The organism is Aerosticca soli (assembly GCF_003967035.1).
Lineage (GTDB): Bacteria > Pseudomonadota > Gammaproteobacteria > Xanthomonadales > Rhodanobacteraceae > Aerosticca > Aerosticca soli.
Genome location: NZ_AP018560.1, coordinates 801,816 through 827,787 on the forward strand (window position 1 = coordinate 801,816; position 25,972 = coordinate 827,787).

General features: G+C 69.6%; 19 protein-coding genes. 13 read left to right on the forward strand and 6 right to left on the reverse strand.

Features of this window, described 5'->3' with window-relative positions; all coding sequences use genetic code 11:
* Nucleotides 1-125: 125 nt before the first annotated feature.
* The 4 genes from ALSL_RS03660 to ALSL_RS03675 all read right to left on the reverse strand — a co-directional run bounded on the left by ALSL_RS03660 (nucleotide 126) and on the right by ALSL_RS03675 (nucleotide 5,750).
* Nucleotides 126-1,469 (reverse strand): MFS transporter, encoded by a 1,344-nt coding sequence (locus ALSL_RS03660; protein WP_198410673.1) that lies wholly within the window; start codon nucleotides 1,467-1,469, stop codon nucleotides 126-128.
* A gap of 101 nt (nucleotides 1,470-1,570) precedes the next feature.
* Nucleotides 1,571-3,229 (reverse strand): hydantoinase B/oxoprolinase family protein, encoded by a 1,659-nt coding sequence (locus ALSL_RS03665; RefSeq protein ID WP_126536533.1) that lies wholly within the window; start codon nucleotides 3,227-3,229, stop codon nucleotides 1,571-1,573.
* A 25-nt stretch (nucleotides 3,230-3,254) separates the two neighbouring features.
* Entirely contained in the window at nucleotides 3,255-5,330 is a 2,076-nt protein-coding gene (locus ALSL_RS03670; RefSeq protein WP_126536535.1) for a hydantoinase/oxoprolinase family protein, read from the reverse strand.
* Nucleotides 5,331-5,366: 36 nt separating this feature from the next.
* Nucleotides 5,367-5,750 carry a YybH family protein gene (locus ALSL_RS03675; RefSeq protein ID WP_126536537.1) on the reverse strand — a complete coding sequence of 128 codons (384 nt, stop codon included), beginning with the start codon at nucleotides 5,748-5,750 and terminating at the stop codon, nucleotides 5,367-5,369.
* 221 nt (nucleotides 5,751-5,971) lie between these two features.
* Here ALSL_RS03675 and ALSL_RS03680 point away from each other — a divergent pair, with 221 nt between their 5' ends.
* The 13 genes from ALSL_RS03680 (at nucleotide 5,972) to ALSL_RS03740 (ending at nucleotide 22,869) form a co-directional block, all read left to right on the forward strand.
* Entirely contained in the window at nucleotides 5,972-8,707 is a 2,736-nt protein-coding gene (locus ALSL_RS03680) for a winged helix-turn-helix domain-containing protein (protein ID WP_126536539.1), read from the forward strand.
* Between the two features lie 207 nt (nucleotides 8,708-8,914).
* On the forward strand, nucleotides 8,915-11,158 hold the full coding sequence (locus tag ALSL_RS03685; RefSeq protein ID WP_161970925.1) for a TonB-dependent receptor: 2,244 nt from the start codon (nucleotides 8,915-8,917) through the stop codon (nucleotides 11,156-11,158).
* A gap of 146 nt (nucleotides 11,159-11,304) precedes the next feature.
* Entirely contained in the window at nucleotides 11,305-11,664 is a 360-nt protein-coding gene (locus ALSL_RS03690) for an STAS domain-containing protein (RefSeq protein ID WP_126536543.1), read from the forward strand.
* Between the two features lie 12 nt (nucleotides 11,665-11,676).
* On the forward strand, nucleotides 11,677-12,039 hold the full coding sequence (locus ALSL_RS03695) for a response regulator (RefSeq protein ID WP_126536545.1): 363 nt from the start codon (nucleotides 11,677-11,679) through the stop codon (nucleotides 12,037-12,039).
* 47 nt (nucleotides 12,040-12,086) lie between these two features.
* Nucleotides 12,087-14,081: a chemotaxis protein CheA gene (locus tag ALSL_RS03700; protein WP_126536547.1), complete on the forward strand. Its 1,995-nt coding sequence runs from the start codon at nucleotides 12,087-12,089 to the stop codon at nucleotides 14,079-14,081.
* A 79-nt stretch (nucleotides 14,082-14,160) separates the two neighbouring features.
* Nucleotides 14,161-14,667 (forward strand): chemotaxis protein CheW, encoded by a 507-nt coding sequence (locus ALSL_RS03705; RefSeq protein WP_126536549.1) that lies wholly within the window; start codon nucleotides 14,161-14,163, stop codon nucleotides 14,665-14,667.
* A gap of 17 nt (nucleotides 14,668-14,684) precedes the next feature.
* Entirely contained in the window at nucleotides 14,685-16,397 is a 1,713-nt protein-coding gene (locus tag ALSL_RS03710; protein WP_126536551.1) for a methyl-accepting chemotaxis protein, read from the forward strand.
* A 5-nt stretch (nucleotides 16,398-16,402) separates the two neighbouring features.
* Complete coding sequence (locus ALSL_RS03715) at nucleotides 16,403-17,275, forward strand: CheR family methyltransferase (RefSeq protein WP_126536553.1); 873 nt, start codon at nucleotides 16,403-16,405, stop codon at nucleotides 17,273-17,275.
* Nucleotides 17,272-17,928 (forward strand): chemoreceptor glutamine deamidase CheD, encoded by a 657-nt coding sequence (cheD, locus tag ALSL_RS03720; RefSeq protein ID WP_126536555.1) that lies wholly within the window; start codon nucleotides 17,272-17,274, stop codon nucleotides 17,926-17,928. Before ALSL_RS03715 ends, cheD begins: the two co-directional genes overlap by 4 nt.
* A 63-nt stretch (nucleotides 17,929-17,991) precedes the next feature.
* The gene (locus ALSL_RS03725; RefSeq protein WP_126536557.1) at nucleotides 17,992-19,101 is read left to right on the forward strand and encodes a protein-glutamate methylesterase/protein-glutamine glutaminase; all 1,110 of its coding nucleotides are present in this window, start codon (nucleotides 17,992-17,994) and stop codon (nucleotides 19,099-19,101) included.
* Nucleotides 19,102-19,105: 4 nt separating this feature from the next.
* Nucleotides 19,106-20,290: a methyl-accepting chemotaxis protein gene (locus tag ALSL_RS03730; protein ID WP_126536559.1), complete on the forward strand. Its 1,185-nt coding sequence runs from the start codon at nucleotides 19,106-19,108 to the stop codon at nucleotides 20,288-20,290.
* 20 nt (nucleotides 20,291-20,310) lie between these two features.
* The gene (locus tag ALSL_RS03735; protein WP_174928825.1) at nucleotides 20,311-20,619 is read left to right on the forward strand and encodes an STAS domain-containing protein; all 309 of its coding nucleotides are present in this window, start codon (nucleotides 20,311-20,313) and stop codon (nucleotides 20,617-20,619) included.
* Between the two features lie 360 nt (nucleotides 20,620-20,979).
* On the forward strand, nucleotides 20,980-22,869 hold the full coding sequence (locus ALSL_RS03740; protein WP_231700282.1) for a hypothetical protein: 1,890 nt from the start codon (nucleotides 20,980-20,982) through the stop codon (nucleotides 22,867-22,869).
* A 245-nt stretch (nucleotides 22,870-23,114) separates the two neighbouring features.
* On the opposite strand, the gene ALSL_RS03745 is transcribed toward ALSL_RS03740, so the two are convergent.
* Nucleotides 23,115-25,379 carry a xanthine dehydrogenase family protein molybdopterin-binding subunit gene (locus tag ALSL_RS03745; protein WP_126536561.1) on the reverse strand — a complete coding sequence of 755 codons (2,265 nt, stop codon included), beginning with the start codon at nucleotides 25,377-25,379 and terminating at the stop codon, nucleotides 23,115-23,117.
* The gene (locus ALSL_RS03750; protein WP_126536563.1) at nucleotides 25,376-25,891 is read right to left on the reverse strand and encodes a (2Fe-2S)-binding protein; all 516 of its coding nucleotides are present in this window, start codon (nucleotides 25,889-25,891) and stop codon (nucleotides 25,376-25,378) included. Before ALSL_RS03750 ends, ALSL_RS03745 begins: the two co-directional genes overlap by 4 nt.
* Nucleotides 25,892-25,972 lie beyond the last annotated feature (81 nt).

The following is a 25,972-nucleotide window of genomic DNA, read 5'->3' on the forward strand; positions in this document are numbered from 1 at the left end:
CCTCCTCATGCGGTCCCGCGCGAGCGCCCGGTTGCGGGCATTCGCATCGCTATCGGCCCGGCAGGCAGGAACTTGAACGCCGCCGGACACCCCGACCGATGATGCCCTTTTGGGGATGACCTTTTTCAGTCCAGCCGATGGCCTTCCGTTTCCGGCAGCAGCCAGGCCATGCACAGTGTGCTGAGCAGGAAGACGTTGATGAATGCGGTGATCGTGCCGAAGCCGGCGCCGGCGGCCACCATCGCCCCGATCGCGCTCGGTGCGGCGATGTTGGCCAGCCGCTGGGCCAGGGTGCCCAGGCCGTAGCCCAGCGTGCGCGAGGCGGTGGGATAGAACTCGCCCATCCAGGTGTCCCACACGCCCCAGGCGCCCTGGCTGAAGAACACCATGGCGAAATTGCCCGCATAGAGCATCGGCAGGTTGTGTGCCCCGGCGAAGACGAAGCCGGCCACCGTGGCCAGGCCGACATAGGCGACCATCACCGAGCGCCGGCCGTAGCGGTGCGTGAGCCAGGCGGCGCTGACATAGCCTGGAATCATCCAGAGCGCCGAAAGCACGATGAAACCGTAGCTTTCCGGCAGGCTGAGCCCGCGTTGCTCGAGCAGGGTCGGCAGCCAGGTCTGCAGGCCCCAATAGCCCCAGGCGAAGGCGAAGTTGAGCAGGCACTGCAGTGCGGTGATGCGGCCCAGCGTGCCGTGCAGGACTTCGCGCAGCCGCACATGCCGGACCGGTTCCACGTACAGCGGTGCGTCCGGCAGACGGGCGCGGCCGGCGGCCAGGCGCTGCAGCACGGCGCGCGCCGCCTCGCCGCGGCCGGCACCGGCCAGCCAGTAGGGCGATTCGGGCACCAGCGCGCCGACCACGAGCAGCCACAGCGCGGCCAATGAGCTGACGCCGATGATCCAGCGCCAGCCGTGGCCGGCCCACAGCACCGACACCGCGAGCGCGCACAGCATGCCGATCGGCCAGCCGGTGGCGAGAAACACCGAGGCCGGCCCGCGCACGCGTACCGGCAGGAGTTCCTCGAAGTAGGGGAAAGTGACCACCATCATGCCGGCGGCGGCGAAACCGGCCAGCAGCCGCAGTGCATACAGGGCGGCATAGTCCGGCGCGAAAGCGCTGAGCAGCGAGAGCGCGCCGTAGCAGCCCATGCTCCACATCAGGCAGCGCTTGCGGCCGATCCAGTTGCCGATGCGTCCCCATACCAGCGCGCCGAGCGCCATGCCGACGAAGATGGCGCCGATCAGATTGCCGAGCGCGAGCGGACTGAGTGCGAAATCCGCGCGCAGCGAGGCGCTGGCGTAGACGATGATCATCGACTCCCAGGCGTCGATGACGAAGACGAAGAACAGCGCCAGGCAGCTCTTGACGTGCTCGCGGGTGAACGGGAAATCGGCGAACACCTCGCCCACGCTGACGCCGGCGGCCGGTGCGGGGGCGGACTCGATGGCGGCGGCGCGGGGTTCCAAGGGTGTCGGTTCCAGGCGTGGGCGGAAAGGGCGTGGCGTCGACGGCCAGTCAGGCGCCGGATCCGTCTGTGGCGGAGTGGCCTTCCGTGGCCGCGTGGTTTTCAGCGCAGTCCGTAGATGTCGCGCGCCTCGCGCGGGCTGATGTAGCCGTCGCGCAGATCGGCCAGCACGCGTTCGCGGGGGCGTTCGGCCGGGTTGCCGTAACCGCCGCCGTTGCCGGTGACTACGCGCACCACGTCGCCGGCGACGAGCGGCACCGCGTCGGCATAGGCGTAGCGTTCGCGGGTTCCGTCGCGACGCAACACCTCGATGTAGTTGGGCGTACCCTCGCCGCCGCCGGCCAGACCCCAGGGCGGGAACTTCGAACGGGTATAGCCGCAGGTCACCGTGCCGTGTTCGTAGCGGATGCGGTAATCGATCTTGAGCCCCTTGCCGCCGCGCCAGGCGCCGTGGCCGCCGCCCTCGTCGTTCAGGGCGATGGCATCGACCAGCAGGCCATGGCGGGCCTCGCAGATCTCCGCCGGGCAGTTGAAGGTATCGCCGTGGAAGGCCGAATACAGCGCGTTGATGCCGTCGGCGCCGTGGCGTGCGCCCCAGCCGCCGATTTCCGGCTCGACGATCAGCACGTCGCGGCCGGTATCGGGGTGGCGACCGCTCAAATAGGTGCCGCAGATGGAGGCGAAATGACCGGCGGGCAGGCGCTCGGGCATGGATTCGGCCAGGCAGCGCATGATGACGTCGTAGATGCGGATCTCCTGCTCGTAGTAGATGCCCATCGCCGCGCCTTCGGTGGCGTGGAAGATCGAGCCTTCGCGGGTCAGTACGCGCAACGGGCGGAAGCTGCCGCCATTGCACACGCCCTGCGGCGCGGTGACGTTCTTGAGCACCATCTGGCCGACGATGGTCGAGCCATCGACGCTGGAATTGTTGGGTCCTTCGTCCTGGTCCGGATTGTCGGTGAGGTCGATGGTGAAATGATCCGGGCCGATCTCCACCGTGGCCTTGAACACGCGCCCGTCGTCCTGTTCCTCGGCGATGCTCCAGCGGCCGTGCGGCAGCGCGGCGAGCGCCTGCAGGGTGATCTGCTCGCCGTAATCGAGGTACTGGCGGATGGCTTCCAGCACGGTATCGGTGCCGTATTTGGCGGCCAGTTCCTGCAGGCGGCGCTCGCCCACGCGTACCGCGGCGATCGAGGCCCACAGGTCGCCTTCCAGATAGTCGGGCATGCGGCTGTTGGCCTTCATGATGCGCAGCACCGAATCGATCGGCACGCCGTGCTCGAACAGCTTGACCGCGGGCAGCCGCAGGCCCTCCTGCCAGATCTCCCGTGCCGCGGGTGACACCGAACCCGGCGCCATGCCGCCGACGTCGGTCCAGTGCGCGATCACCGCCGTCCAGGCGATCAGCGTTTCGCCGGCGAACACCGGCAGCGCGATCACCATGTCGTTCAAATGGGTGACGCCGCCATACCACGGATCGTTGGTGGCGTAGACGTCGCCGGGGCGGATGCTCTCGTGCGGATGCTCGCGCAGGATCGCCTTGACCGTCTTGTCGATGACGCCGACGAAGGCGGGAATGCCGGCGCCGGAACTCGCCAGTTCGCCATGGGCGTCGGTGACGCCGGTGCCGGCATCGAGTACCTCGTAGATGATCGCGCTCATCGCCGTCTTGCGCAGGGCGGCGAACATTTCGTCGCTGGTCGCCTGCAGGGCGTTCTGGATGATTTCCAGGGTGATCGGATCGTAGTTGGCCTGGTTCATGGGCATTCTCCGCGGCAGGCGCTTTTCAGGCGCCGTGACCCTCGAGCTGGATGTGGATGTTGCCGTACTCGTCCACGTGCACGTGCTGGCCGGGATGGACCACGGTGGTGGTGCCGGATTGTTCGATCACCGCCGGGCCGCGAAAGCGCATGCCCGGTTCCAGCGCGTCGCCGTCGTAGATGTCGGCCGGGTGCACGCCATCGAGCAGGAAGTCGACGCTGCGCACGCCCTTCAGGGTGTCCTGGAGGCGCCGCCCGCTGACCGGCTGCGGCTCCAGGGTCAGCTTGCCGACCTCGGCGGTGGCCACCAGATGCAGGCCGACGAACTCGACCGGCGCCTCCAGCCGATAGCTGTATTCGCGCTGATAAATGCGATGGAAATCCTCGCGCAGAGCAGCCACGTCCAGCGGCCCGGCCGGCAGCGGCACCTCGACGGCATGCTCCTGGTTCTGGTAGCGGAAGCGTCCGTGCATGGCCAAGTGCACCCGCGCGGCGGCGATGCCTTCCGCGGCGAAGCGCTGCAGCGCGGTACGGCCCACCTCGTCCATCAGCGCCGAGATGGCGCCGACGTGCGCGGGCTCGAAGTCGAGCAGGCGGGTGACGAAGAAATCGCGGCGCAGGTCCGACATCAGCATGCCGAAGGCGGAGAACACCCCGGCCGCCGCCGGCACGATCACCTTGCGGATGCCCAGCTCGGCGGCGAGTGCGGTGCCGTGCATGGCGCCGCCGCCGCCGAACACCACCAGGGTGAAGTCGCGCGGATCGCGCCCGCGGTTGAGCGAGACCAGCTTGAGCGCATTGACCATGTTGTTGTTGGCCAGGCGCAGGATGCCGCGCGCCACCTCGATGCGGTCCAGACCGAGCCGCCTGCCGAGAGCGTCGAGCGCGCGGTCCACCGCCGCCATGTCGGCACGCATGCTGCCGCCGCAGAAGAATTCCGGATTGATCCGGCCGAGCGCCAGGTTGGCGTCGGTGGTGGTGGCCGCCTGGCCGCCGCGGCCATAGGCGGCCGGCCCCGGCGAGGCGCCCGCACTCTGCGGACCGACATGCAGCTTGCCGAAATCGTCCACCCAGGCGATCGAGCCGCCGCCGTTGCCGATCTCGACCAGGTCCACCACCGGCACCATGATCGGGTAGCCGGCCGAACGCGGCGTGCGCTCGATCCAGTAGTCGGAGGTGATGGTGACCTCGCCGTTCTCGATCAGCGCGCATTTGGCGGTGGTGCCGCCGATGTCCAGGGCGAGCACGTTGGGCTCGCCGAGCAGGCGGCCGAGTGCGGCGGCGCCGAGGAAGCCGCTGGCCGGGCCGGACTCGACCATGGTGATCGGGATCGCGCGGGTCGCCTCGACGGTTTCCACGCCGCAGTTGGACTGCATGATGTAGAGCGGTCCGCGATAGCCGCGCTCGCCCAGCCCCGTGGTCAGGCGGTCGAGGTAGCGCTCGGCCACCGGCTGCACGTAGGCCGAGAGCACGGCCGTGTTGCTGCGTTCGTACTCCCGCCACTCGCGGGTGATCTGATGCGAGGCGACCACGCTCACCTGCGGCCACAGCCGGCGCACCTCGGCCAGCACGGCTTGCTCGTGCGCGGTGTTGGCGTAGGCGTGCAGGAGGCAGATCGCCATCGCTTCGACGCCGGCGGCGCGGAAGTCATCCAGGATGCCGGGCAGGGCGGCAAGATCCAGTGGCTCGAGCTCTTGGCCGCGATAGTCCATGCGGCCGGGCAGCTCGCGGCGCAGATGGCGCGGTACGAAGGGCGCCGGCTTCACGTAATTGAGGTTGAAGAAGTCGGGCCGGTTGCCGCGCGCGATTTCTAGCACGTCGCGAAAACCACGGGTGGTGATGAGGCCAGTGCATGCGCCCTTGCGTTCGGTCAGCGCATTGATGATCACCGTGGTGCCGTGCGCCATGAAGGCGACCTCGGCGAGCGCGAGACCGCCCTTGTCGAGTACGTCGAGCACGCCGCGTTCGAAATCGGGCGGCGTGGTGTCGGCCTTGGCGGTACGCACCACCTGACGGCCGGTGACCGGATCGCGGCTGAAGCAGACCAGGTCGGTGAACGTGCCGCCGACGTCGGTGGCTACGCGTAGTTGCGGTTCGGACATGGCAGATTCCATACGGAAAAACGGATGGCTGGACGTTTAGTGCGCTGCAGATGACTGGTCGGCGACGATGCGCCAGCCGACCGGCAGCCGCCGCAGAATCAGGGTGTAGTTGCCGTGCGCGCGGTCGGCGCCGGTGTCCACCGCATAGCTGCCGAAGACCATGGCGTGCTCCTCGCCAAGGAATTCGACCTCGGCGTCGCCGAACGTGAGCCGGCCCTCCAGGCGATTCTGTCCGTAGCGTTCGCGATAGCTCTGATAGAGCGCCGTCCAGCCGCGCACGGGAGGGTTGCCGTTGGCGTAACGCAGTTGAGGGTGCGACCAGTAGCCCTCCATGAAGGCGTCGAGGTCACCGCGGTTCCAGGCCGCGGCCTGCCGTTCGAGCAGAGCGAGGATCTCGGCGCGGTCATCGTCTGGATGCATGGGTTTTCAAAGTGATGGCGGCGCCGGGCGCCGGGTGTGCAAAAAATAGCGAGCACCCGCCGCGACGTGGCCCTTCGCCGCGGGTGGCCGGCGTGGTGCCGGGTAGGTGTGTGGCCGGACGGCTGGCGGGGAAGGGTGGGACGCCGGCACAGCCTTGCCAAATGGCCGGCATGATTCGGGTGGATCGCTGCACACGCGGTGTGCGGTGTAAGTTTGCTGGCATGACAGAACCGGGCTCGGGCATTCCATCGACACCCCGCGAGGGCGAGGCGGCGGTCTGGGTGCTGCGCGGCAAATTGCAGCCGCCGCCCCAGCGCATCCGCGCCGCAGTGCGCACCCGGCTGCTGGCGCGGCTGGACCGCGCGCTCGAGCTGCCGCTCACCGTGATCGTCTCGCCGCCCGGCTTTGGCAAGACCACCCTGCTCAGCCAGTGGCACCACGCACTGACCGAGCGCGGCGACATCCAGGTTGCCTGGCTGTCGCTGGACGAGGATGACGGCGAAGTCAGCCGCTTCGTCGCCTATCTGGCGCTGGCGCTGGCGCGCGCCGGCGTCGAGCTGGGCGCGCTGACCCAGGCGATCGGCTCGCAGCTGCACGACATCGATGCGCGCGCGGCGATCGGTGCGCTGGTCGCCACCATCGCGACGCTGCCCGGCCGCCTGGTACTGGTGCTGGACGACTACGACCGCGTGCGCGGGCGGGGCGTGGATGAAGTGGTGCAGCACCTCATCCGGCACGGTGGCGAGCATCTGCACGTGGTACTGAGCAGCCGCACCTGGCCTTCGCTACCGTTGGCCGAGCTGACTGCACGCGGTCTGGTCGAGCGCATCGAGGCGCAGGACCTGAGCCTGAGCATCGAAGAGGCGCAGGCGGTGGTCGGTACGGCGGTGCCGGCCGAGGCGGCGCGTCGGCTGCACGATCGTACCGAGGGCTGGGCCGTGGCCCTGCAGCTGGCGGGGCTGTGGCTCAGCGTGACCGGAGCGGGCGATCTGGAGCGGTTCTCCGGCCGGTCCGTGGAGATCGCCGCCTATCTCACCGAGCAGGTGCTGGAGGGGCTGGCTCCGGAGCTGCGCGAGTTCCTGCTGGAGACGGCCATCCTCGACCGCTTCGACGTGCGTCTGGCCAATGCGGTACGCCGGCGCCAGGACAGCGGCGAGCTGCTGGCCCGGCTGAGCGGCTTCGAAGGCCTGCTGGTGCCGCTGGACGACGAGCGCGAGTGGTATCGCTACCACCACCTGTTCGCCGAATTCCTGCGTCAGCAGTTGCGCCATCGTCACCCGGACCGCGATCTGGAGCTCAACCGGCGTGCCGCCGAGTGGCTGTCCGTGCATGGCGACCTGCTGGAGGCGGTCAAGCATGCCGTCCGCGGCGACGCGCCCGAATTCGCCACCGGGCTGGTGGCTGCGGCCGGCGGCTGGGAGCTGGTTCTGCAGCGCGGCTTCGGTTACGTGCGCCCGCTGCTGCGGCACTTCGATCCGAAGTTCATCCGCGACACGCCGGTGCTCAACATCACCCAGGCATATCTCAGCATCCGCCTGGGCGAGATGGCACAGGCACGCGCCATGCTCGAATGGTTCCGCCGGCTGCCGGAATCGTTGCGTCTGGCGCACGAACGCGACTACGTCGTGATCTCCGCGCTGCTGCGCGATTATCGCGACGAGTTCGGCGACGCGCCGGGCATCGAGGCCACCATCGCCCAGGCCCGCGCCCGTGTGCCGGAGGATTTCCTGGGCCGGGCGACGCTCTACTGCGTGGCCGCCGTGGGCGAACTGGGTCTGGGTGATTTCGCCGCCGCCCGCGACTGCGCGACGCGGGCGCTGGAGGACATGCGCCGCGCCGACAGCCCGATCGGCATGACCTACGCGCTGCTGCATCTGGGCCAGAGCTACTACTACCAGGGCCTGCTGGCGCAGGCCGAGGCCACCTACCGCGAGGCGTTGACCATCGCCGAGGCGTATTTCGGCATCGACAGCGCCCTCAAGGCCGCCGGCAACTGCCTGCTTGCCCAGCTGGTATGCCAGCGCGGCCAGTTCGAGCAGGCCAGGCTGCTGCTCGAGGCCGGCATTCCCTACATCGAAAGCCATGATGGATGGCTGGACGTCTTTGCGGCCGCCTACGAGACCGCGGTCAGCGTGGCGCGGGCCGCCGGCGAGCAGCCTTCCGCCTATGCCTGGCTCGCGCACGTCGAACGCATCGCCGCCGAGCGCGAACTGCAGCGGCTGGACGAACTGGTCGCCGCATGGCGGCTGGAACTGCTGCTCGATCGTCCCGAGATGGCAGCCGAGGCCGAGCTGCAGGCCCGCCTGGACGCTGCCGAGGCGGCGTTCGAGCTGGCCCGGCGCACGCCCGGTTGCTGGCGGCAGATGCAGGCTTTCGGCCTGGTTCTGGCACGCCGGCATCAGCTTGCCGGACGCAGTGCCGCCGCGGTCGGCCTGCTGCGCGTGCTCGAACAGGCGTGCGCCCAGGACGGCCGCGCGCTGGATCTCGCCCGTGTGCGTGCGCGTCTGGCGCTGGCCTTGCAGGCGCGCGGTGAACTCGCCGCCGCGCTGGCCAGCCTCGGCCATGCACTCGATTACGTCGCTGCCACGCAGGCGGTCTTGACCGTGCTCGATGCCGGGCCGGCGATGAAGAGCCTGCTGCGCCTGGCCTTGCAGCAGGATCCCGACGCCGCCGCAGGCAGCGCCAGGTGCGCGCTCATCCAGCAGCTTCTCAGCCATGCCGATGCCGCCGGCGACGAGCTGCTCAGCGGGCGCGAGATCGAGGTATTGCGCGAGCTGTGCCGCGGGCGGTCCAACAAACAGATCGCGCGGCTGCTCAACCTTTCGGAAAACACGGTCAAGTTCCACCTGAAGAGCGTGTTCCGCAAGCTCGGTGTGGAGTCGCGCGGTGCCGCCGTCGCCGTCGCCGCGCAGAAGGGCCTTTATGCGTCCGGGGCGACGCCGGATACGGACGTCTAAACGGCAGACACTACCCGGTCGGGTGGGCCGGGTAGGTCGCCTCTGACGCAAGCCACCCGCCGCGCGCATTGCCGCTGGTGCCTGCGCGCTTGCACGATCGAATCATCAAGCCGCGCACTGCCAGCCCGTCGCCGGGCGGGCGGAAGCAGGACGATGGTGCGCGGTCGGAGGAGGACGAAGGTCAACGCACGCGGGGGATCCATCCGAATGAGCCGTATCGATCGACGCAGTCTCACACGCGCCCTGCTGGCGGTGGCCATCACCTCCAGCTGGGCGCATGCCGCCGACGCACCGCAGGAGGACAAGAGCCAGTCCGCCGCCGGGCAGACAAAAAAGCCAGCGGCGAAGAAGGAGGAGGCCAAAACCCTCGAGGAGATCACCGTCACCTCGCGCCAGCGCAGCGAACGGCTGCAGGACGTGCCGATCGCGGTCACCGCGTTCGGGCCGGCCGAGATCCGCGAGGCAGGCATCAGCCGGCCGGCCGATTTCATCGCGTTGACGCCCAACGTCAGCTTCAACCAGGCGCAGAACGTCGGTACCTCGTTCATCACCATCCGCGGCCTGACCCAGGTGCGCAACGAGGAGGCGCCGGTGGCGGTGGTCATCGACGGCATCCCGCAGGTCAACACCAACCAGTTCAACCAGGAGCTCTACGACGTCGAGCAGATCGAGGTGCTCAAGGGGCCGCAGGGCGCCCTCTACGGCAACAACTCGGTCGGTGGTGCGATCAACATCGTCACCACGCCGCCGCCGAGCGAAGCGGGCGGCTATGTGCAGGCCGGCGCCGGCAATGGCGGCCTCAAGCGCACCCAGGCCAGCTACGGCGGCCCCTTGGACAAGGACGGCCACGTCCGCTACATCGTCAGCGGTTTCTGGTCCGAGTTTGGCGGTCTGCTGCAGAACCATTACCTGCACGTGCCGGTCGACAACCTGCGTTCGAGCGGCGTGCGCCTGCGCGTGATCGACGACATCAACGACTGGATCACCGCCGACGTGCGGGTGAGCAGCGCCTACGACAACGGCGGTGCGCTCAACCACGTGTTCCAGCCGCTTTACGGCGTGTACGACGCTTCCAACGCCAAGCTGCCGTTGACCGCCAATAATCACGGCAAGGACAAGCGCGAGATGAATCAGGTGGCGGCCAAGTTCGATTTTCGCTTCGAACCCGGCACGCTGACCAGCACCACCAGCTGGGACCGTCTGCGCGAGTACTTCGCCGGTGACCAGTTTCCCTATTCGCCGCGCACCTCGCTCAATCCCCTGCCGGGCTACGAGGGATTGGACGGCGTACAGACGCAGTTTCTCTACGTGCATGCGCTGAGCCAGGAGTTGCGTTTCACCTCGCGTGCGGACGAACGTTTCCGCTGGATCGCCGGCGTCTACGGCCAAGCGGTGGATCGCTACATCTCCTCGGGCATCGAGCAGGATCTGGGCCTGGGCATGGTGCCGCTCTATCGCCACCCGAAACCGAATGACCCGCGTGGGGCGACCCTCTCATTCATCGCCGACAACAACCAAAACCGCACCTACTCGGCTTTCGGCCAGGTGGCCTACGACATCCTGCCCGAGCTCGAGGCGGCGCTGGCGATGCGCTATGACGACGCCCGCCGTCGCCAGATCAACCTCTCCACGCCGCAATACGACCCCAACGCAGGCGAGGAGCGCAGCGCACGCTTCAAGGCCTGGGAGCCCAAGGTGTCGCTGACCTGGAAGCCCGACCCGCGCTACACCGCCTATCTGACCTACGGCAAGGGCTTCAACAGCGGCGGCTTCAACCAGAGCGGCGTCGCCAAGGCAGCAGCCAGTGCCGGTCTGATCGGTGTGAGCGACCTCTACAAGCCCGAATACGCCCGCACCTGGGAGGCCGGCGTCAAGAGCCGTCCCTTCAACTGGCTGGAAGTGAACGGCGATGTCTTCTACACCAACCTCAGCAACCAGCACTACTTCGTCTTCGTCGGGGCCGTCGGCGCCCAGGTGATCGCCCCCATCGATGCGGAAATCCTGCGCGGCTACGAGCTCGAAGCCAAGGCCGCGTTGACTTCGCATCTGTCGCTGTTCGGCGCTTACGGCTATACCCAGAGCAACATCCGCAAGTTCACCCTGAACCCGGCCGACGTCGGCAACCAGGCGCCCTACGCGCCGCGCTACACCGGCAACATCGGTTTCGAGTACCGCCATCCCATCAATGCCGCCCTGGACGGATTGGTGCGCGTGGATTACCGCCGCGTGGCTGAGCAGTACTGGGATCCGGAAAACAGCACCGCGCGCCAGCCGCTCAACCTGATCGATGCGCGGATCATGCTCGATGCGCACGACGGCACCTGGTCGCTGAGCTTCTGGGGCCGCAACCTCAAGAACCAGAAATACCTCTCCGACTGGGTGGTCGGCGGGTTTGCCCATCCGGCCGAACCGCGCACCTTCGGCGCCGACCTGCGCTGGAATTTCTTCTAGGGCGCGCAGGCCCATACGCTTGCCCCTGGGGCGGCCCGCGGTATCGGGGCCGCCCTTTTTGTTGCCGGCGGCAGCGCCAGTCGCTAAAGCCCGCGCGCGGATGGCCGATAGCGTGGGGCGCAGGGGCTCGATGCGAGAATCTGGATATGGGCGATGAGCGGATGGTGGCGCGACAGCATGTGGAAGGCACGGTGCGCGAGGCCGTGGTGATCGGCCTGCCGGCCGATTGCCGCATGGCCGCGCTGGGCCCGCTGCTGCGCGAGCTGGTGCAGGCGCTGGACGCGCCGGCGACGGTGCTCGACGGCCGTGCCGTGGAGCGCGTGGACACCGCCGCGCTGCAGCTCCTGCTGCTGTTTCGCCGCGAGGCGGCGGCGCGCCGGCATGCGGTGCGCTGGCTGGGCGCAAGCCAGGTGCTGCGCGATGCCGCCGGCGTGCTCGGTCTGGCGCAGGCGTTGGACCTGCCAGCCGACAGCCGGCCTGATCGATCCGAACAAGACAAGCAATGACGAGGTAAGCAGATGGCAAGGATTCTCGCGGTGGACGATTCGGCCTCGATGCGCGGCATGGTGGCCTTCACCCTGCGCGGCGCCGGGCACGAGGTGGTGGAGGCCGAGAATGGCCGGCAGGCGCTGGATCTGGCCGCCGCCTCGACCTTCGACCTGGTGCTGGCCGACGTCAACATGCCGGTGATGGACGGCATCAGCATGGTGCGCGAAATGCGCACCATGCCCGCCTACAAGGGGGTGCCGATCCTGGTGCTGACCACCGAGTCGCATACCGACAAAAAGATGGAAGGCAAGGCGGCCGGGGCGACCGGCTGGCTGGTCAAGCCGTTCGATCCCGATCAGCTGCTGGCCACGGTCAAGCGCGTGCTGGGCTGAAGGCTTTTCCGCATCTTCATCACGACCGATCCGAAGGCCGTCCAGCCATGAACCAAGGCGCACTGGCGCAGTTTCAACGGGTCTTCGTCGAGGAGAGCCTGGAAGGGCTCGACACGATGGAGGCCGCGCTGCTCGCCCTGGATCAGGGCGGCGGCGACGATCCGGAGCGCGTGCACACCATCTTCCGCGCCGCGCATTCGATCAAGGGCGGGGCCGGCACGTTCGGCTTTCCGGCCATCGCCGCCTTCACCCACGACATGGAGTCGCTGCTGGACGAGGCGCGCAGCGGTCGCCGCGTCATCGACCCGCCGTTGATCGAGCTCCTGCTGCGCGCGGTCGACGTGCTGCGCGGCATGTTCGCGCGGGCGCAGGCCGGCGCGTCGCCCGAGGACGCCGCGAGCGAGGCGGTGCGCGGCGAACTCGCGGCCATGCTCGGGCGGGCCGCGCCGACGGCCGCGCAGGCGCCCGCGGCCCAGGCTGCGGCGGGCGGCTGGCGCATCCGCTTCCGGCCGCATCCGGACATGCTGGCCGGCGGCAACGATCCGCTGCGCCTCATCCGCGAGCTGGCCGAACTGGGTCCGCTCAAGGTGCACGCCGAGCTCGACCGGCTGCCGCGCCTGGCCGATCTCGATCCCGCCCAATGCCATCTGGGCTGGACGCTGGAGCTGGAGGCGCCGGTGGAGCGCGCCCGGGTGGCGGCGGTGTTCGACTGGGTCGAGGGCGAATGCGATCTTGCCATCGAGCCGCTGCCGGCCGTGGCGGCGGCTGCGCCTGCGGCGCCACCGGCCGCTACCTCGGCGGCGCCGGCCGACAAGGCCGCGCCGGTGGGCAAGGCCGAGCCGGCCAGGGCCGCGACCGTCGACACCGGCTCGGTGCGTGTCTCGATCGACAAGATCGACGGCCTCATCGATCTGGTCGGCGAACTGGTGATCACCCAGTCCATGCTCGACACCTTCCGCGGCGGCGAGTTCGATCCGGCCCGGCTGGCCCAGCTGGAGCAGGGGCTGGCGCAGCTGGCCCGTCACACCCGGGCGCTGCAGGAAAGCGTGATGGGCATCCGCATGCTGCCGATCGGCTCGGTGTTCCAGCGCTTTCCGCGGCTGGTGCGCGATCTCGGGCAGAAGCTCGGCAAAAAGGTCCAGCTCGAGCTCGTCGGCGAGCACACCGAGCTCGACAAGACGGTGCTGGAAAAGGTCGGCGATCCGCTGGTGCACCTGGTGCGCAACGCCATCGACCACGGTCTGGAAACGCCCGAGCGGCGCCGCGCCGCCGGCAAGCCGGAAACCGGCACCCTGCGTCTGACCGCCAGCCATCGCGGCGGCAACGTGGTGATCGAGGTCAGCGACGACGGCGCCGGGCTCGACCGCCGGGCGATCCTGGCCAAGGCGCGCGAACGCGGCCTCGTCGCGCCCGATGCCGAGCCGAACGACGAGGAAGTGGCCGAGCTCATCTTCAAGCCGGGCTTTTCCACCGCCGCGGTCACCACCGATGTCTCCGGGCGCGGCGTGGGCATGGACGTGGTCCGGCGCAACGTCGCCGACCTCGGCGGCAGCGTCGCCATCCGCAGCGTGCCGGGGCAGGGCAGCACCTTCACCATCACCCTGCCGCTCACCCTCGCCATCATCGACGGGCTCACCGCCGCGGTCGGCGACGAGCGCTACATCGTGCCGCTGGCCTCCATCGTCGAGTCGGTGCAATTGCCGGCCGATGCGGTGCGCGGCGTGATCGGTGGCGGCGAACTGTTCCGCTTCCGCGACGAATACCTGCCGGTGATCCGCCTGCACGAGGTGTTCGAGATTCCCGGCGCCGTGGCGCGCATCGAGGAAGGGCTGATGATCGTGGTCGAGGGCGACAACAGCCGCGTCGGGCTGTTCGTCGACGGTTTGGTCGGCCAGCAGCAGGCGGTGGTCAAGTCGCTGGAAGCCAATTACCGCCGCGTACCCGGCATTTCCGGGGCGACCATCCTGGCCGATGGCACCGTCGCGCTGATCGTGGACGTGGCCGGCCTGGTGCGGCTCAAGGGAAGGCGCAGGGCAGCCTGAGAGCGGGTGCGACTCAAGTTCCCGCCGCGCCCGCCGATTCCTGCTGACAGTCACTGCATCTGCCCTGCCGAGGCGCACCATGTCCGAAGCCAAGCGGAGCGAGACGCTCCCTTCCCAGTACCTCACCGTGCAACTCGCCGACGAGGAATACGCCATCGCCATCCTGGCCGTGCGCGAGATCCGCGGCTGGAGTCCGGTGACGCGCATTCCGCAGGCGCCGCCCTACGTGCTCGGCGTGCTCAACCTGCGCGGCGCGATCGTGCCGGTGATCGATCTGCGTCTGCGCTTCGGGCTGCCGCGCGAGGAGTACGGGCCGACCACGGTGGTGGTGATCATCAGCGTGGGCGGGCGTTATTTCGGCGTCGTGGTCGACGGCGTCTCCGACGTGCTCGACGTGGACGACGCGGCGATCCGCCCGGTGCCGGACATGGGCACCGTGGTCGACACCGAATATCTCAAGGGATTGACCAGTGTCGGCGAGCGCATGGTGTTACTGCTCGACGTCGACCGCCTGTTGCCCGCGCCGGATGCGCAAATGCTGGAAGCGGCCCTGCCGGCGGCCGCCGATGTCAAGGCCGTGGCCTGATCCACCCAGGAAAAACAATGAAACTGCCCAAACTCAAGTTTTCCCTCTCCGGCCTCAGCATCCGCTGGCGTCTGCGTGCGGTGCTCGGATTGCTGGTCCTGATGCTGGTCGGCGGTGCCGTGATCGGGCTTGGCGGCATGCAGCTGCAGAACGAAGGCCTGCGGCGCATGTACGAAGAGGAGATCGTGCCCTCGCAATTGCTGGCCAGCCTGCAGCAGCGTTCGCTGATGTCCTTCGTGGTGTTGGGCGAAGCGGTCAACCTGCACGACAAGCCGGACCAGCTCAAGCAGAAGCTGGCCGAATACGAGAAGTTGCAGACAGAAGCGCGGGGCATCAAGAAGCAACTGGCCGCATTGCCCATGCAGGGTGAGCTGGCCAAGCTCTATAAGGCCTTCCAGGCCAGCGAGCAGGATTACGCCCAGGCTCGCGAGGACGTACTCGATGCCATCAAACAAGCCGACAGCAATGCCGGCGATGTCCTCGAAATGGAAGCCAGGCCGCTGCTGATGCAGCGCCAGCAATTGCTCGACCAGATGGCGCGGCTTTACCGCAACGAGGCGCAGAGCATTTTCACCGAGCAGGTGGCCCGTTTCGAGCTGGTGCGTGCGGTGAGCATCGTGGTGCTGATCGTGGGGCTGATCGCGGCGGTGTTCCTGGCGATGTCGCTGGGCCGTTACATCAGCCGGACCTTGAGCTACGTGGTCGACGTCGCCCGCCAGATCGCACAAGGCAAGCTCGGGCATGACATCGAGGTGCGCACGAACGACGAGCTTGGCCAGCTGCTGGAGGCTTTCCGCAGCATGGACCAGCGCCTGAGCGTCATCGTCGGCGAGGTGCGTCACAGTGCCGGCGCGGTGAGCACCGCGGCGCAGCAGATCTCGCGCGGCAACGACGATCTTTCCCAGCGCACGCAGGAACAGGCTTCCAGCCTCGAGGAGACCGCCTCGTCGATGGAGGAGATGACCTCCACCGTCAAGCAGAACGCCGAGAACGCCAGCCATGCCAACCAGCTCGCCCGCGGCGCGCGCGAGCAGGCCGAGCGCGGCGGCGAAGTGGTGGCCCAGGCGGTCGACGCGATGCAGGCGATCAACCAGGCCAGCCGCAAAATCGCCGACATCGTCGGCCTGATCGACGAGATCGCCTTCCAGACCAACCTGCTCTCGCTCAACGCCGCGGTGGAGGCGGCGCGTGCCGGCGAGCAGGGCCGCGGCTTCGCGGTGGTCGCCGCCGAAGTGCGCAACCTCGCCCAGCGTTCGGCCGGCGCGGCCAAGGAGATCAAGGCGCTGATCAAGGACAGCGTGGACAAGATCCACACCGGTTCCACCCTGGTCGACCAGTCCGGCAAGGCGCTGGCAGGCATCGTCGAGAGCGTGAAGAAGGTCACCGAGATCGTCGCCGAGATCGCCGCCGCCAGCCAGGAACAGTCCGCCGGCATCGACCAGGTGAACCATGCCGTGCTGCAGATGGACGAAATGACCCAGCAGAACGCGGCACTGGTGGAGGAGGCCGCCGCCGCCGCGCGCTCGATGCAGGAGCAGGCCGCGGAGCTTGCCGCCCAGGTCGGTTTCTTCCAGATCGCCAACCGCATCGACGCGATGCCTGCCGCGCCGATGCGACCGGCCTCGTCGCCGCAGGCCGAGGCCGTGCTGAACGCCGTGCGCAAGGCCGCGCCGCCGCGCCAGGCCGAGCCGGCCGATGCCGCCGACGCCAACGTCTGGAAGGAGTTCTAAAAAACATGGCGGGCAACGCGCTGGCCGAGGACGCGCTCAGACAGATCGCCGGGCCGACACTCAATGACGCGGAGTTTGCGTTCCTGCGCGAGTTCGTCTATCGGCATTGCGGCATCGCCCTGGGCGAACAGAAGCGCCAGCTGGTGCAGGGCCGCTTGCAGCGTCGCCTGCGTGCGCTCGGGCTCAAGGACTTCTCCGCTTACTGCGCGCTGCTGCAGCAGGACCCGGAGGCCGAACTCGGCGAGCTGGCCAGCGCGATCAGCACCAACGTCACCGCGTTCTTCCGCGAGGCCCATCATTTCGAGCTGCTGGAGCGCGAGCTGCTGCCGCGCTGGCTGGAACACAAGCAGAGGACCGGCGAGCGGCTCCGGCTGTGGTCGGCCGGCTGCGCCACCGGCGAGGAGCCGTACTCGCTGGCGATGGTGCTCATCGAGGCGCTGGAGCGTACCGGCAGTACGGTGGACGCGAAGATCCTCGCCACCGATCTTTCGCCCCAGGCGCTCGCCACCGCCCGCGCGGGCGTCTATCCGCTGGAACGGCTGGCCGGGGTGAGCGAGGAGCGGCGACGGCGCTGGTTCCTGCGCGGCGAAGGCGCCAACGAGGGCTATGCCAGCGTGCATCCGAAACTGCGCGAGCGGGTCAGCATCCTGCCGCTCAACCTGCTGCACGAATGGCCGATGCAGGGGCCGTTCGACGCCATCTTCTGCCGTAACGTGGTGATCTATTTCGACCAGCCGACCAAGCGGCGTCTGTTCGAGCGCTTTTGCGCCCTGCTGCCGGTCGGTGGTTACCTGTTCCTCGGGCATTCCGAGTCATTGCACGGCCTGTCCGAAGCCTTCGAGCTGGTCGGCCGCACCGTCTATCGCAAACGCGGATGAACGCACCTCCTCATGCCTGGCTCGAACGCTCGCCGGTGTTGCCCGGCTTCGAGCATCTGCGCCGTTACTGGGACAGCGCCTTGGGCTGCCCGGTGGTCAAGGTGCTGCCGGGCGAGTTCTATGTGAGCGGGCAGGAGGAGGTGATCACCACCGTGCTCGGCTCGTGCGTGGCCGCCTGCATTTACGACCCGCGCCGGCGCATCGGCGGCATGAACCATTTCATGCTGCCCGCGCCGTTGCAGCCGGCGGCACCGCGCGAGCAAGACGCCTGGTTCGGCACCGCCGGCCGCGCCGCGCGTTACGGCAGCGATGCCATGGAGCAGCTCATCAACGCCATCCTCAAGGCGGGCGGCGAACGCGCCAGCCTCGAGGTGAAGATCTTCGGCGGCGCGCGGGTGCTCAAGCAGATGACCGACATCGGCGAGCGCAACATCGCCTTCGTCCGCCACTACATCGAGACCGAAGGCCTGCGTCTGGTGGCCAGCGATGTCGGCGACCTGCATTCGCGTCAGGTGCAGTTCTTTCCCACCACCGGCAAGGCCAGGGTGCGGCTGTTGCGCCGCGAGGCCGACGTGGCGATGGCGGCGGAGGAAAGCCGTTACCTCAAGCGTCTGGCCACCGATCCGATAAAGGGCGAGGTGGAGCTGTTCTGAAACCTCGCGGGCGCGGCGGTTCGCGCCGTCCCGATCACGGAAAAAAGAGAGCTTTTAAATTCCATGGACAAAGTGCGCGTACTCATCGTCGACGACTCCGCCCTGGTGCGTAAGCTCCTGTCGACGCTGCTTGCCCATGATCCGATGATCGAGGTGGTCGGCACCGCGCCCGATCCGTTCATCGCCCGCGAGAAGATCAAGCAGCTCGAGCCGGACGTGCTCACCCTGGACGTGGAGATGCCGCGCATGGACGGCATCACCTTCCTCGAGAACCTGATGCGGCTGCGGCCGATGCCGGTGGTGATGGTGTCCTCGCTCACCGAGCAGGGTGCGGAAGTGACATTGCGCGCACTCGAGCTTGGCGCGGTCGACTTCGTCACCAAGCCAGCGAGCGACCTGGCCGACCATCTGGCCGACTACGCCGAGGAGATCTGCGCCAAGGTCAAGATGGCCGCGCGCGCGCGGCCGCGGCCGCGCAGCGAGGTGCGACGGCTGGAAGTCGCTCCGCGCTACAGCGCCGACGCCGTGTTGCCGCGCGCGCAGGGCGCGGGCACCCGCGGCGGCAGCCCGATCATCGCCATCGGCGCCTCCACCGGCGGTACCGAGGCGATCCGCGTGATCCTCGAGGCGATGCCGCCGGACGCGCCGCCGATCGTCGTCACCCAGCATATTCCCGCCGCCTTCAGCGGGCCGTTCGCGCGGCGCATGGACGGCTGCTCGGCGATGCGCGTCACCGAGGCGGTCGATGGCCAGCCGATCCAGTCGGGACATGCCTACATCGCGCCCGGCGGGCAGCACCTGCTGGTGATGTGGGACGGCGCACGCTATGTCTGCCGGCTGCACGACGGCCCGCTCGTCAACCGGCACAAGCCCAGCGTGGACGTGCTGTTCCGCTCGGTGGCCGCCAGCGTCGGCAAGGTGGCGGTGGCCGCGCTGCTGACCGGCATGGGCGACGATGGCGCGCGCGGCCTGCTCGAACTGTCCCAGACCGGCGCCGCCACCCTGGTCCAGGACGAGGCGAGTTCGGTGGTCTGGGGCATGCCCGGCGCGGCCTGGAAACTCGGCGCGGCGCGCGAAATGCTGCCGCTGGACTGCATCCCCGCGCGCCTGCTCGAGCTGGCCCGCCAGGCTGCCGCCGGCGCGCCGCGCGCCGCCCTCCATTCGAACGGATGACACCATGAACGCGATCCCGGCTTTCCGTCACGCGCGCCCGTGGGGCGGCCTCCTGGCCAGCGCCGCGGCCTTGCTCGTCAGCCTGCTGTGGCATCCGGCCTGGCTCGCGCCGTGCCTGATCATCCTGCTGACCGCCGTATGGATCGTCGAGCTGCGTCGCGTGCCGCCGCCGGTCGCCGCGCCGGATCGTGATGCCCCCGACCACGCCGCCCCCGTGCGCGCGGCGATGGAGGACGTGCGCAGCGCGCTGGCCGATGAGCTCGGTCACGCCTCGCGCGAGCTGCACCAGGCGCTCGGCCTGCTACGCGATGCGGTGTCCGAACTCGGCGGCGGCTTCGACGGCCTGGCCCAGAAGACCGCCCTGCAGCAATCCCTGCTCAAGCAGATCATCGACGCCCAGCACGGCGAGGTCTCGGTACAGGATTTCACCGCGCGCACCGGCGACCTGCTCGAGCATTTCGTCGGCGTGGTGGTGCAGATGTCGCGCGAAAGCCTGCGCATCGTCTACCGCATCGACGGCATGGCCAAGGAGATGGACGCGGTGTTCGGGCTGCTCAAGAACGTCAACACCATCGCCGAGGAAACCAACCTGCTCGCGCTCAATGCCTCGATCGAGGCTGCCCGTGCCGGCGAGGCCGGGCGCGGCTTCGCGGTGGTGGCCGGCGAGATCCGCAACCTCGCCAGCCACTCCAACCAGTTCAACGAGCAAATCGGCACCCACGTCGAACGTGCCCGCGCGGCGATGGAGCAGTTGCGCGGCCTGGTCGGCACCATGGCCTCGCAGGATCTCAACGTCGCGCTCTCGGCCAAGGGCGGCATCGATGCCATGATCGCCCACGTCACCGAGTCCGACGCGCGCACCAGCCAGGTGGCCGACCAGGTGGTGGAGATCAACCGCGGCCTCACCGGCGACGTCTCCACCACCATCCGCTCGCTGCAGTTCGAGGACATCCTGAGCCAGTTGCTGCACCAGACCCAGACCCGGCTGGTCGAACTGCAGGAAATCGCGCTCGACTGCACCCGCGACATCGAGGAACTGGCCTGCGGACACATCGATCAGGACGCCCTCGAACAGCGCGCCCAGCGCGTGCGCAGCCGGCTCGCCCTGCAGCGCGAGAAGGCGCGGCTGCGCTCGCGCGGACCGGCACTGCAAAGCTCGATGGACGCCGGCGAAATCGAGTTGTTCTAAAAAAGCCCGAAGGAATGCCGATGAGCGGCCTGAGCGTCTACCACGACACCGAGAACGATTGCCTCACCCTGCAATTGGGCGAGCGCTTCGATTTCAGCGTGCACCGCGATTTCCACGACGCCTGTCTGGGCGACGTCAAGCCCGCGCGCAGCTACATCATCGACCTTGGCGAAGTGACCCACATGGACAGCTCCGCGCTCGGCATGCTGTTGCTCCTGCGCGAGCACGCCGGCGGCGACCGCGCGGAGATCCGCATCGTCAACGCCAACGACGAACTGCGCAACACGCTGCGGGTCGCCGGCTTCGACAAGGGTTTCGTGCTGAATTAGGGCGATGCGGAAAAGGCCGCCCGGGGCGTTTTTTCGGCCTTGCTGCGGGGCTCGTCGAATCAACCGCTCGCCGTCCAGGCGGCCTGTCGGGGCAGCCTGCCCCAGACAGGCCGCGCTGCATGAAGCGGCGTTTCCTTGCGTTTGGGCATGCGACTGCCAGTGCCACCGCCGGCCATGGCCGTAGCCCGATCTGAGCGCCCGCGGCTCCGGCTTCAAACCCCCATGCCGCGCACCCGCGCAGTGGTCGACCGGCGCGCCTGCAGGAAAGCTTCGGTCTCCACATAAGGTGTGTGGCGCCCTTGATCGGCGGCCGGCGGCACTCCCGGACGGTTCGCTTGCGCGGGCCGGTACACTTTGCCGATGTCCATGCCGCCTGCGGAGCGTCCGCGTCCATCCCGTCGCGTCGTGCACCTGCCGCTGTCGCCGCGGGAGGCGGCGCAGCGCGCGCTGGTCTATCGTCGCCGCCGGGCGGAGCGTCCACGCGAACGCGGCTTGCGGATCGCCGCTTGGCTGGGAGCGGTGCTGGTCCACCTGCTGGTGCTGCTCGGCGCCGTGCTCGGGCCTGCCTACGAACCGATCGAGCCGCCGGCGGACATGACTCAGTCGTTGCAGGTCAGGCTGTTGAGCGCGGCGCCCAAGCCGGCACCGCCCAAACCCCGGGCTGCCGCCGCGAACCCTCCGTCGCCTGCCGTGCACCGCGAGAAAAGCGCGTATGCCGGGCCGGCGGTGACGCGCGCGACGCCACAGCCATCCCGCCCCGGGCCTGTGCCGCGGCCGGAGAAAAAATCGGCCGCGCAGCCCCGTCGGGCGCCCGTGCAAGCGGCCGTGCCCCATGCGCCAAGGCAGGCGCCGCCACCGCGTCTGCAGCCGGTGCCGGTGATGGGTGCGCCGCCACGCTTCGCTCTGGATGCGCCGGTCGCGCCGCGTCCGGTGCCACCGAGTTACCAGCCGGAGCCCGCGCGCCGGCCGCAGGCCGAGGGCAACCAGCCGATGCCGCCGCCGCCCTCGCTGGCCATGCCCGCGCTGCCGGCCCAGGCGCCGCCCACACTCGAGGTGCCGCAGATCGCACTCGACAGCGCGCCCATGCCCGCGCCGACGCCGGGGACAGGGTCATCCACGCCGGAAGCCTCGTCGCCGGATGAACTGGCCGCGGTACCGTTGCCGGCGCCGCCGCAGCCGCGGACGGAGCTCGCGGTAGCGCCGGCCGCGCCCGAACCGCCGCGCGAGCGCGTGCAGACGGTCGCGGTGGCTCCTGACGTGGCCGAGACGTCGACCTCGACGAGCGTCGAGGCGCCGCGGGTGGAGGCTCCGGCACCCGCGTTGTCGGCGCCTGCCGTGCCAACGCCCAGCCCCGTACTGGCGCAAGCGCCGAGCACGTCGCCGGCCGCCGCCGCGAGCACGGCGCCGCCGGCCGCGCCTGCACCGGCCGGCAGCGCCAGCCCGGTGGCCGCCGCCAGCAGCCTTGCCGCGCCGGCCACGGCCGTTTCGGCGGCCGCACCCGAGCGCGGCACGGCGGAGGCCGGGGCTGCGCAGAATAGGGCCGCTGGCGCACCGGCCAGCACCGCGTCGAGTCCGCAGGGTGCGGGCGGCGAGACCGCGTCGCAGACGGCCGCCGCTGCCGGCGCGGGCAACGCATCCACCGCAGCGGGCAGTGAGCAGGGGCAGGTCGCCGGCCGGGACCGGCCCGGTGCCGCCGAAGGCACGGTGCAAGGGCAGCCGGGCAGTTATGTCCCGCTCAAGCCGCGCGGCAATCTCGAGATCATGCAGCACCGCGCGCCGGACATCGGCTACCGGCCGACCCGTTTCGAGCAGGATTGGACGCCGCAGGGTGAAAGCTCGCTCGACACCGCGCTGCGACGGGCGATCGACAAGACCACGGTCAAGCACACCTTCCACTTGCCGCGCGGCATCCGTGTGGAATGCAAGCTGCTGCCGCTGATGCCGGTCGCGCTGTTCGGCTGCGGCAATGCCGACCCGCCGCCGCGGCCGGTGGCCGACAAGGTCTACCAACGCATGCATCTGGCGCCCGCCAATCCGCTGCTGCCGCTGCGCGACTCGGGCGACGCCGCCCCGCCCGCCAGCAGCGCCCCGCCGGCGGCGCCGGTGCGGCTCGACAACAGCGCCGAATGCGCCGCCGCCCGCGTCGCCGGCGGCCCCCTGCCACCGGGCTGCGCACCCGCCGAACGCCCGCCGCCGTCCCCGGTCCCGGCCACCCACTCCTGGGTGCCGGCCAGCGACCAGTTCCATTGAGGTCCGCGGCTTGCGCCGTGAGCTCATCGACGGCGCGCAGCCCTTGGGGTCGAGCCATGAAGCACGCCAGGCGGCCGCGCCGCAGCGTCTGTCGGGCCGAGGACGTTTCGCGCACGGCTCGCCATGCCGCCCGTGGCTTAATCTGCGCGGCCTTGACGGATTCGCCGCCCCGCGTCGCCGCCTGATGGGCGCCCCACAGGCGCTGCCAACGCCCGCACAAGCCCAGCCAGGGCGCGCCGGCACCGCTACAGCAGCCGCAGGAACTCGCGCATCAGCGGCAACCGCCGCACCCGCACCGCGCTGACCCGGAACACTGCATTGGCCAGGGCCGGGGCGGCGGTGGGCATGGCCAGGAAGCTCGCGCCGCTCGGCGCGCGGTTTTCGCCGGGGACGACGATCACCTCCACCTCGCGCGGCAGCTGCGCCATGCCGGCCAGCGGGTAGTCGCGATAGGTGGTCTGCTGGATGCGGCCATCCTTGAAGGTGACGGCCAGGTTGAGCGCGGTGCCGAGCGCGTCCAGGGTGGCGCCGGCGACCTGACCTTCCAGACCGGTCGGATTGATCACCCGGCCGACGTCGACCGCGCACACCGCGCGCACGATGCGCAGGGTTTCCCCCTCCAGCGCCACCTCCAGCGCGTGGGCGACGTAGGCATCGCCGATCCGCCAGCACGCCAGCCCCAAGCCATTGACGCTGTGCAGCCAGTTCTGTTTCCAGCCGAGCCGCTCGGCCGCCTGCACCAGCACCGCGCGCAGGCGGCCGGTGTCGAGCACGCGGCCGTCGCCGAGCGGGATCTGGCGCGGCTCGCCGAGCAGGCGCAGGCGCGTGTCGAGCGGGTTTTCCTTGAGCTGGTGGGCGAGTTCGTCGATGAAGCTCTCCACCGCGAAGGCCTGCGACAGATGCGGCATGCCGCGCTGCATGCCGCGCGGCATGGCCGTCTGCAGGGCGTACCAGTCGCTGCGGTAGTGCGGCACCAGGCCGGCGGGAAGCTGGTCGGCGGACAGTTCCGAAGTCCACAGGCGATCCTCGGACACGCCACGCCCGGCGAGCGAGGAAGCACCGGCGGTGCGCTGCGACCAGGCGATCACGTTGCGCTTGCGGTCGAGCACGGCGGCGAGCTTGATCGCCGCGCCGGGGCGGTAGTAGTCGTGGCCCAGGTCGTCCGTGCGCGTCCACAGCAGCTTGAGTGGCTTGCCGGCGGTCTCGCGGGCCAGCAGCAGGGCCTCGGCCAGATAGTCGTGCTCGAGCCGCCGGCCGTAGCCGCCGCCCATGCGCGGGACCTGGATCTCGATCTGCTCGGGACGCAGCCCGGTCAGCCGCTGCACCACGGCGAACGCCTGCTGCGGCGCCTGGGTGGGCAGCAGCAGCGTGACACGGTCCTTTTCCAGCCGGACCAGGCAGTGCATCGGTTCGGGCGTGGCGTGGGCGAGCCAGGGCAGCACGTAAGTGGCCTCGAAGCGGCGCGCGGCCTTTTTGCTCGCGGCCTGCACGTCGCCGTCGTTGCGCACGGTGATGCCGGTGGCGGTCTTGTCCTCGAGCAGGGCGAGCGCGCGCTGTTCGAGTGCGGTGCTGTCCTCGCTGCCCGACGGGCCGGGCTTCCATACCGGCTTGAGCTTGTCGCGGCCTTGCAGCGCCGCCCAGGTGTCGGTGGCGATCACCGCCACCGCCGGCGCGAGCGGGGTTTCGCCGGGCGCCGCGTGCGGGTCGGGCTTGAGCGGCACCACCTTGACCACGCCCTTGACGGCGAGCGCGGGCGCGGCATCGAGCGCGGCGAGCTCGCCGTCGGGCCAGGGACAGCGCGCCAGCACGGCGACCAGCGTCTCCGGCCAGTAGGTGTCGCTGGCAAAGCGCAGCGTGCCGGTGACGATCGCGTGGGCGTCGGCATCGCCGGCCGGCCGGCCGATCAGGCCGTAGCGCTCCGGCGACTTGAGCGGCACCGGATGTTCCGGCGGATCGATGCGCGCCGCATCCGCCGCGAGCGCGCCATAGCCGAGCCGCCGGCCGTCGGGGGCGATCACCTGGCCGGCCTCGCTGCGCAGGCGGTCGGCGGCGATGCCGAAACGCCGCGCCGCGGCCTCGAGCAGCAGCCAGCGCGCCAGCGCCCCGGCCTGGCGCAGGTCGGCCCAGGCGGCGGGCACCGATTCCCCCATGCCGCCGAGCTGGTGGCCGTAGGGCCAGGTCAGGCGGCCGTCGCGATTTTCCGTCGCCAGGCCCAGCGGCAGCACGCCGACGCGCTGCCAGTCGGCATCGAGCTCGTCGGCGATGATGCGGGCGATCGCGGTGGCGCAGCCGGTGCCGGTTTCCGGCTCGCGCGCGCCGATCAGCACGTCGCCGCTGCCGTCGATGCGCACGAACAGGCCGAGGTCGCGGTAATCGTCGCCCAGCCGGTCCGGCGGCAGCGGCCAGGGCGGCGTCGCGGCGTCGGCCGGCGCGAACGCCACGCCGACCACCAGCGCGCCGGCGCTGCCGGCCAGCACCTTGAGGAAACGCCGGCGTGCGTGGTCGGTCATGCGTGTGCTCCGGCGACGCGCTTGATCGCCCGGCGCACCCGCGTGTGGCAGCCGCAGCGGCACAACACCGGCAGGCGGTCGATGTCCTCGTCGGTGGGATGCACATTGCGCGCCAGCAGCTCGACCGCGGCGATCAGCCAACCGCCGGTGCAGTAGCCGCAGCCGATCGCGTCCTCGTCGATGAAGGCCTGCTGCAGCGGATGCAGCGCGCCGGCTTCGCCGGTCAGCCCCTCGACCGTGCGCACGCGCTTGCCGGCCAGCGCCGACATCGGCAGCGACTGCGCCGACACCGCCTTGCCCTCGACCAGCACCAGGTCCACGCCGCTGCGATCGCCGCCGTACTTGGTGCCGGTCAGCCGCAGCACGTCGCGCAGGTACCACAGGAGCGGCATCGCCGGATCGCCGACGTGCACGAACGACTCGCCATTGACCTTGAGCGCAATCCCCTTGCGCGCCGGTTCCGGGACGATCGTTGCCGCCGGCTCGCCCGGCCTTGCCTGCGCTTGCGCCATCGGTGCATCTCCAAAAAAGCCGCTCGCCCCTATTGTGGCATCGCCCCGCGCGGCGGTCGTCCCCATCGCCTGAACGAAAGC

Bases quoted from the DNA above. Each gene is read 5' to 3' on its own strand.
- ALSL_RS03665 (WP_126536533.1), bottom strand. From the start codon at position 3,229: ATGAACCAGGCCAACTACGATCCGATCACCCTGGAAATCATCCAGAAC.
- ALSL_RS03670 (WP_126536535.1), bottom strand. From the start codon at position 5,330: ATGTCCGAACCGCAACTACGCGTAGCCACCGACGTCGGCGGCACGTTC.
- ALSL_RS03675 (WP_126536537.1), bottom strand. From the start codon at position 5,750: ATGCATCCAGACGATGACCGCGCCGAGATCCTCGCTCTGCTCGAACGG.
- ALSL_RS03680 (WP_126536539.1), top strand. From the start codon at position 5,972: ATGACAGAACCGGGCTCGGGCATTCCATCGACACCCCGCGAGGGCGAG.
- ALSL_RS03685 (WP_161970925.1), top strand. From the start codon at position 8,915: ATGAGCCGTATCGATCGACGCAGTCTCACACGCGCCCTGCTGGCGGTG.
- ALSL_RS03690 (WP_126536543.1), top strand. From the start codon at position 11,305: ATGGGCGATGAGCGGATGGTGGCGCGACAGCATGTGGAAGGCACGGTG.
- ALSL_RS03695 (WP_126536545.1), top strand. From the start codon at position 11,677: ATGGCAAGGATTCTCGCGGTGGACGATTCGGCCTCGATGCGCGGCATG.
- ALSL_RS03700 (WP_126536547.1), top strand. From the start codon at position 12,087: ATGAACCAAGGCGCACTGGCGCAGTTTCAACGGGTCTTCGTCGAGGAG.
- ALSL_RS03705 (WP_126536549.1), top strand. From the start codon at position 14,161: ATGTCCGAAGCCAAGCGGAGCGAGACGCTCCCTTCCCAGTACCTCACC.
- ALSL_RS03710 (WP_126536551.1), top strand. From the start codon at position 14,685: ATGAAACTGCCCAAACTCAAGTTTTCCCTCTCCGGCCTCAGCATCCGC.
- ALSL_RS03715 (WP_126536553.1), top strand. From the start codon at position 16,403: ATGGCGGGCAACGCGCTGGCCGAGGACGCGCTCAGACAGATCGCCGGG.
- cheD (WP_126536555.1), top strand. From the start codon at position 17,272: ATGAACGCACCTCCTCATGCCTGGCTCGAACGCTCGCCGGTGTTGCCC.
- ALSL_RS03725 (WP_126536557.1), top strand. From the start codon at position 17,992: ATGGACAAAGTGCGCGTACTCATCGTCGACGACTCCGCCCTGGTGCGT.
- ALSL_RS03730 (WP_126536559.1), top strand. From the start codon at position 19,106: ATGAACGCGATCCCGGCTTTCCGTCACGCGCGCCCGTGGGGCGGCCTC.
- ALSL_RS03735 (WP_174928825.1), top strand. From the start codon at position 20,311: ATGAGCGGCCTGAGCGTCTACCACGACACCGAGAACGATTGCCTCACC.
- ALSL_RS03740 (WP_231700282.1), top strand. From the start codon at position 20,980: ATGTCCATGCCGCCTGCGGAGCGTCCGCGTCCATCCCGTCGCGTCGTG.
- ALSL_RS03745 (WP_126536561.1), bottom strand. From the start codon at position 25,379: ATGACCGACCACGCACGCCGGCGTTTCCTCAAGGTGCTGGCCGGCAGC.
- ALSL_RS03750 (WP_126536563.1), bottom strand. From the start codon at position 25,891: ATGGCGCAAGCGCAGGCAAGGCCGGGCGAGCCGGCGGCAACGATCGTC.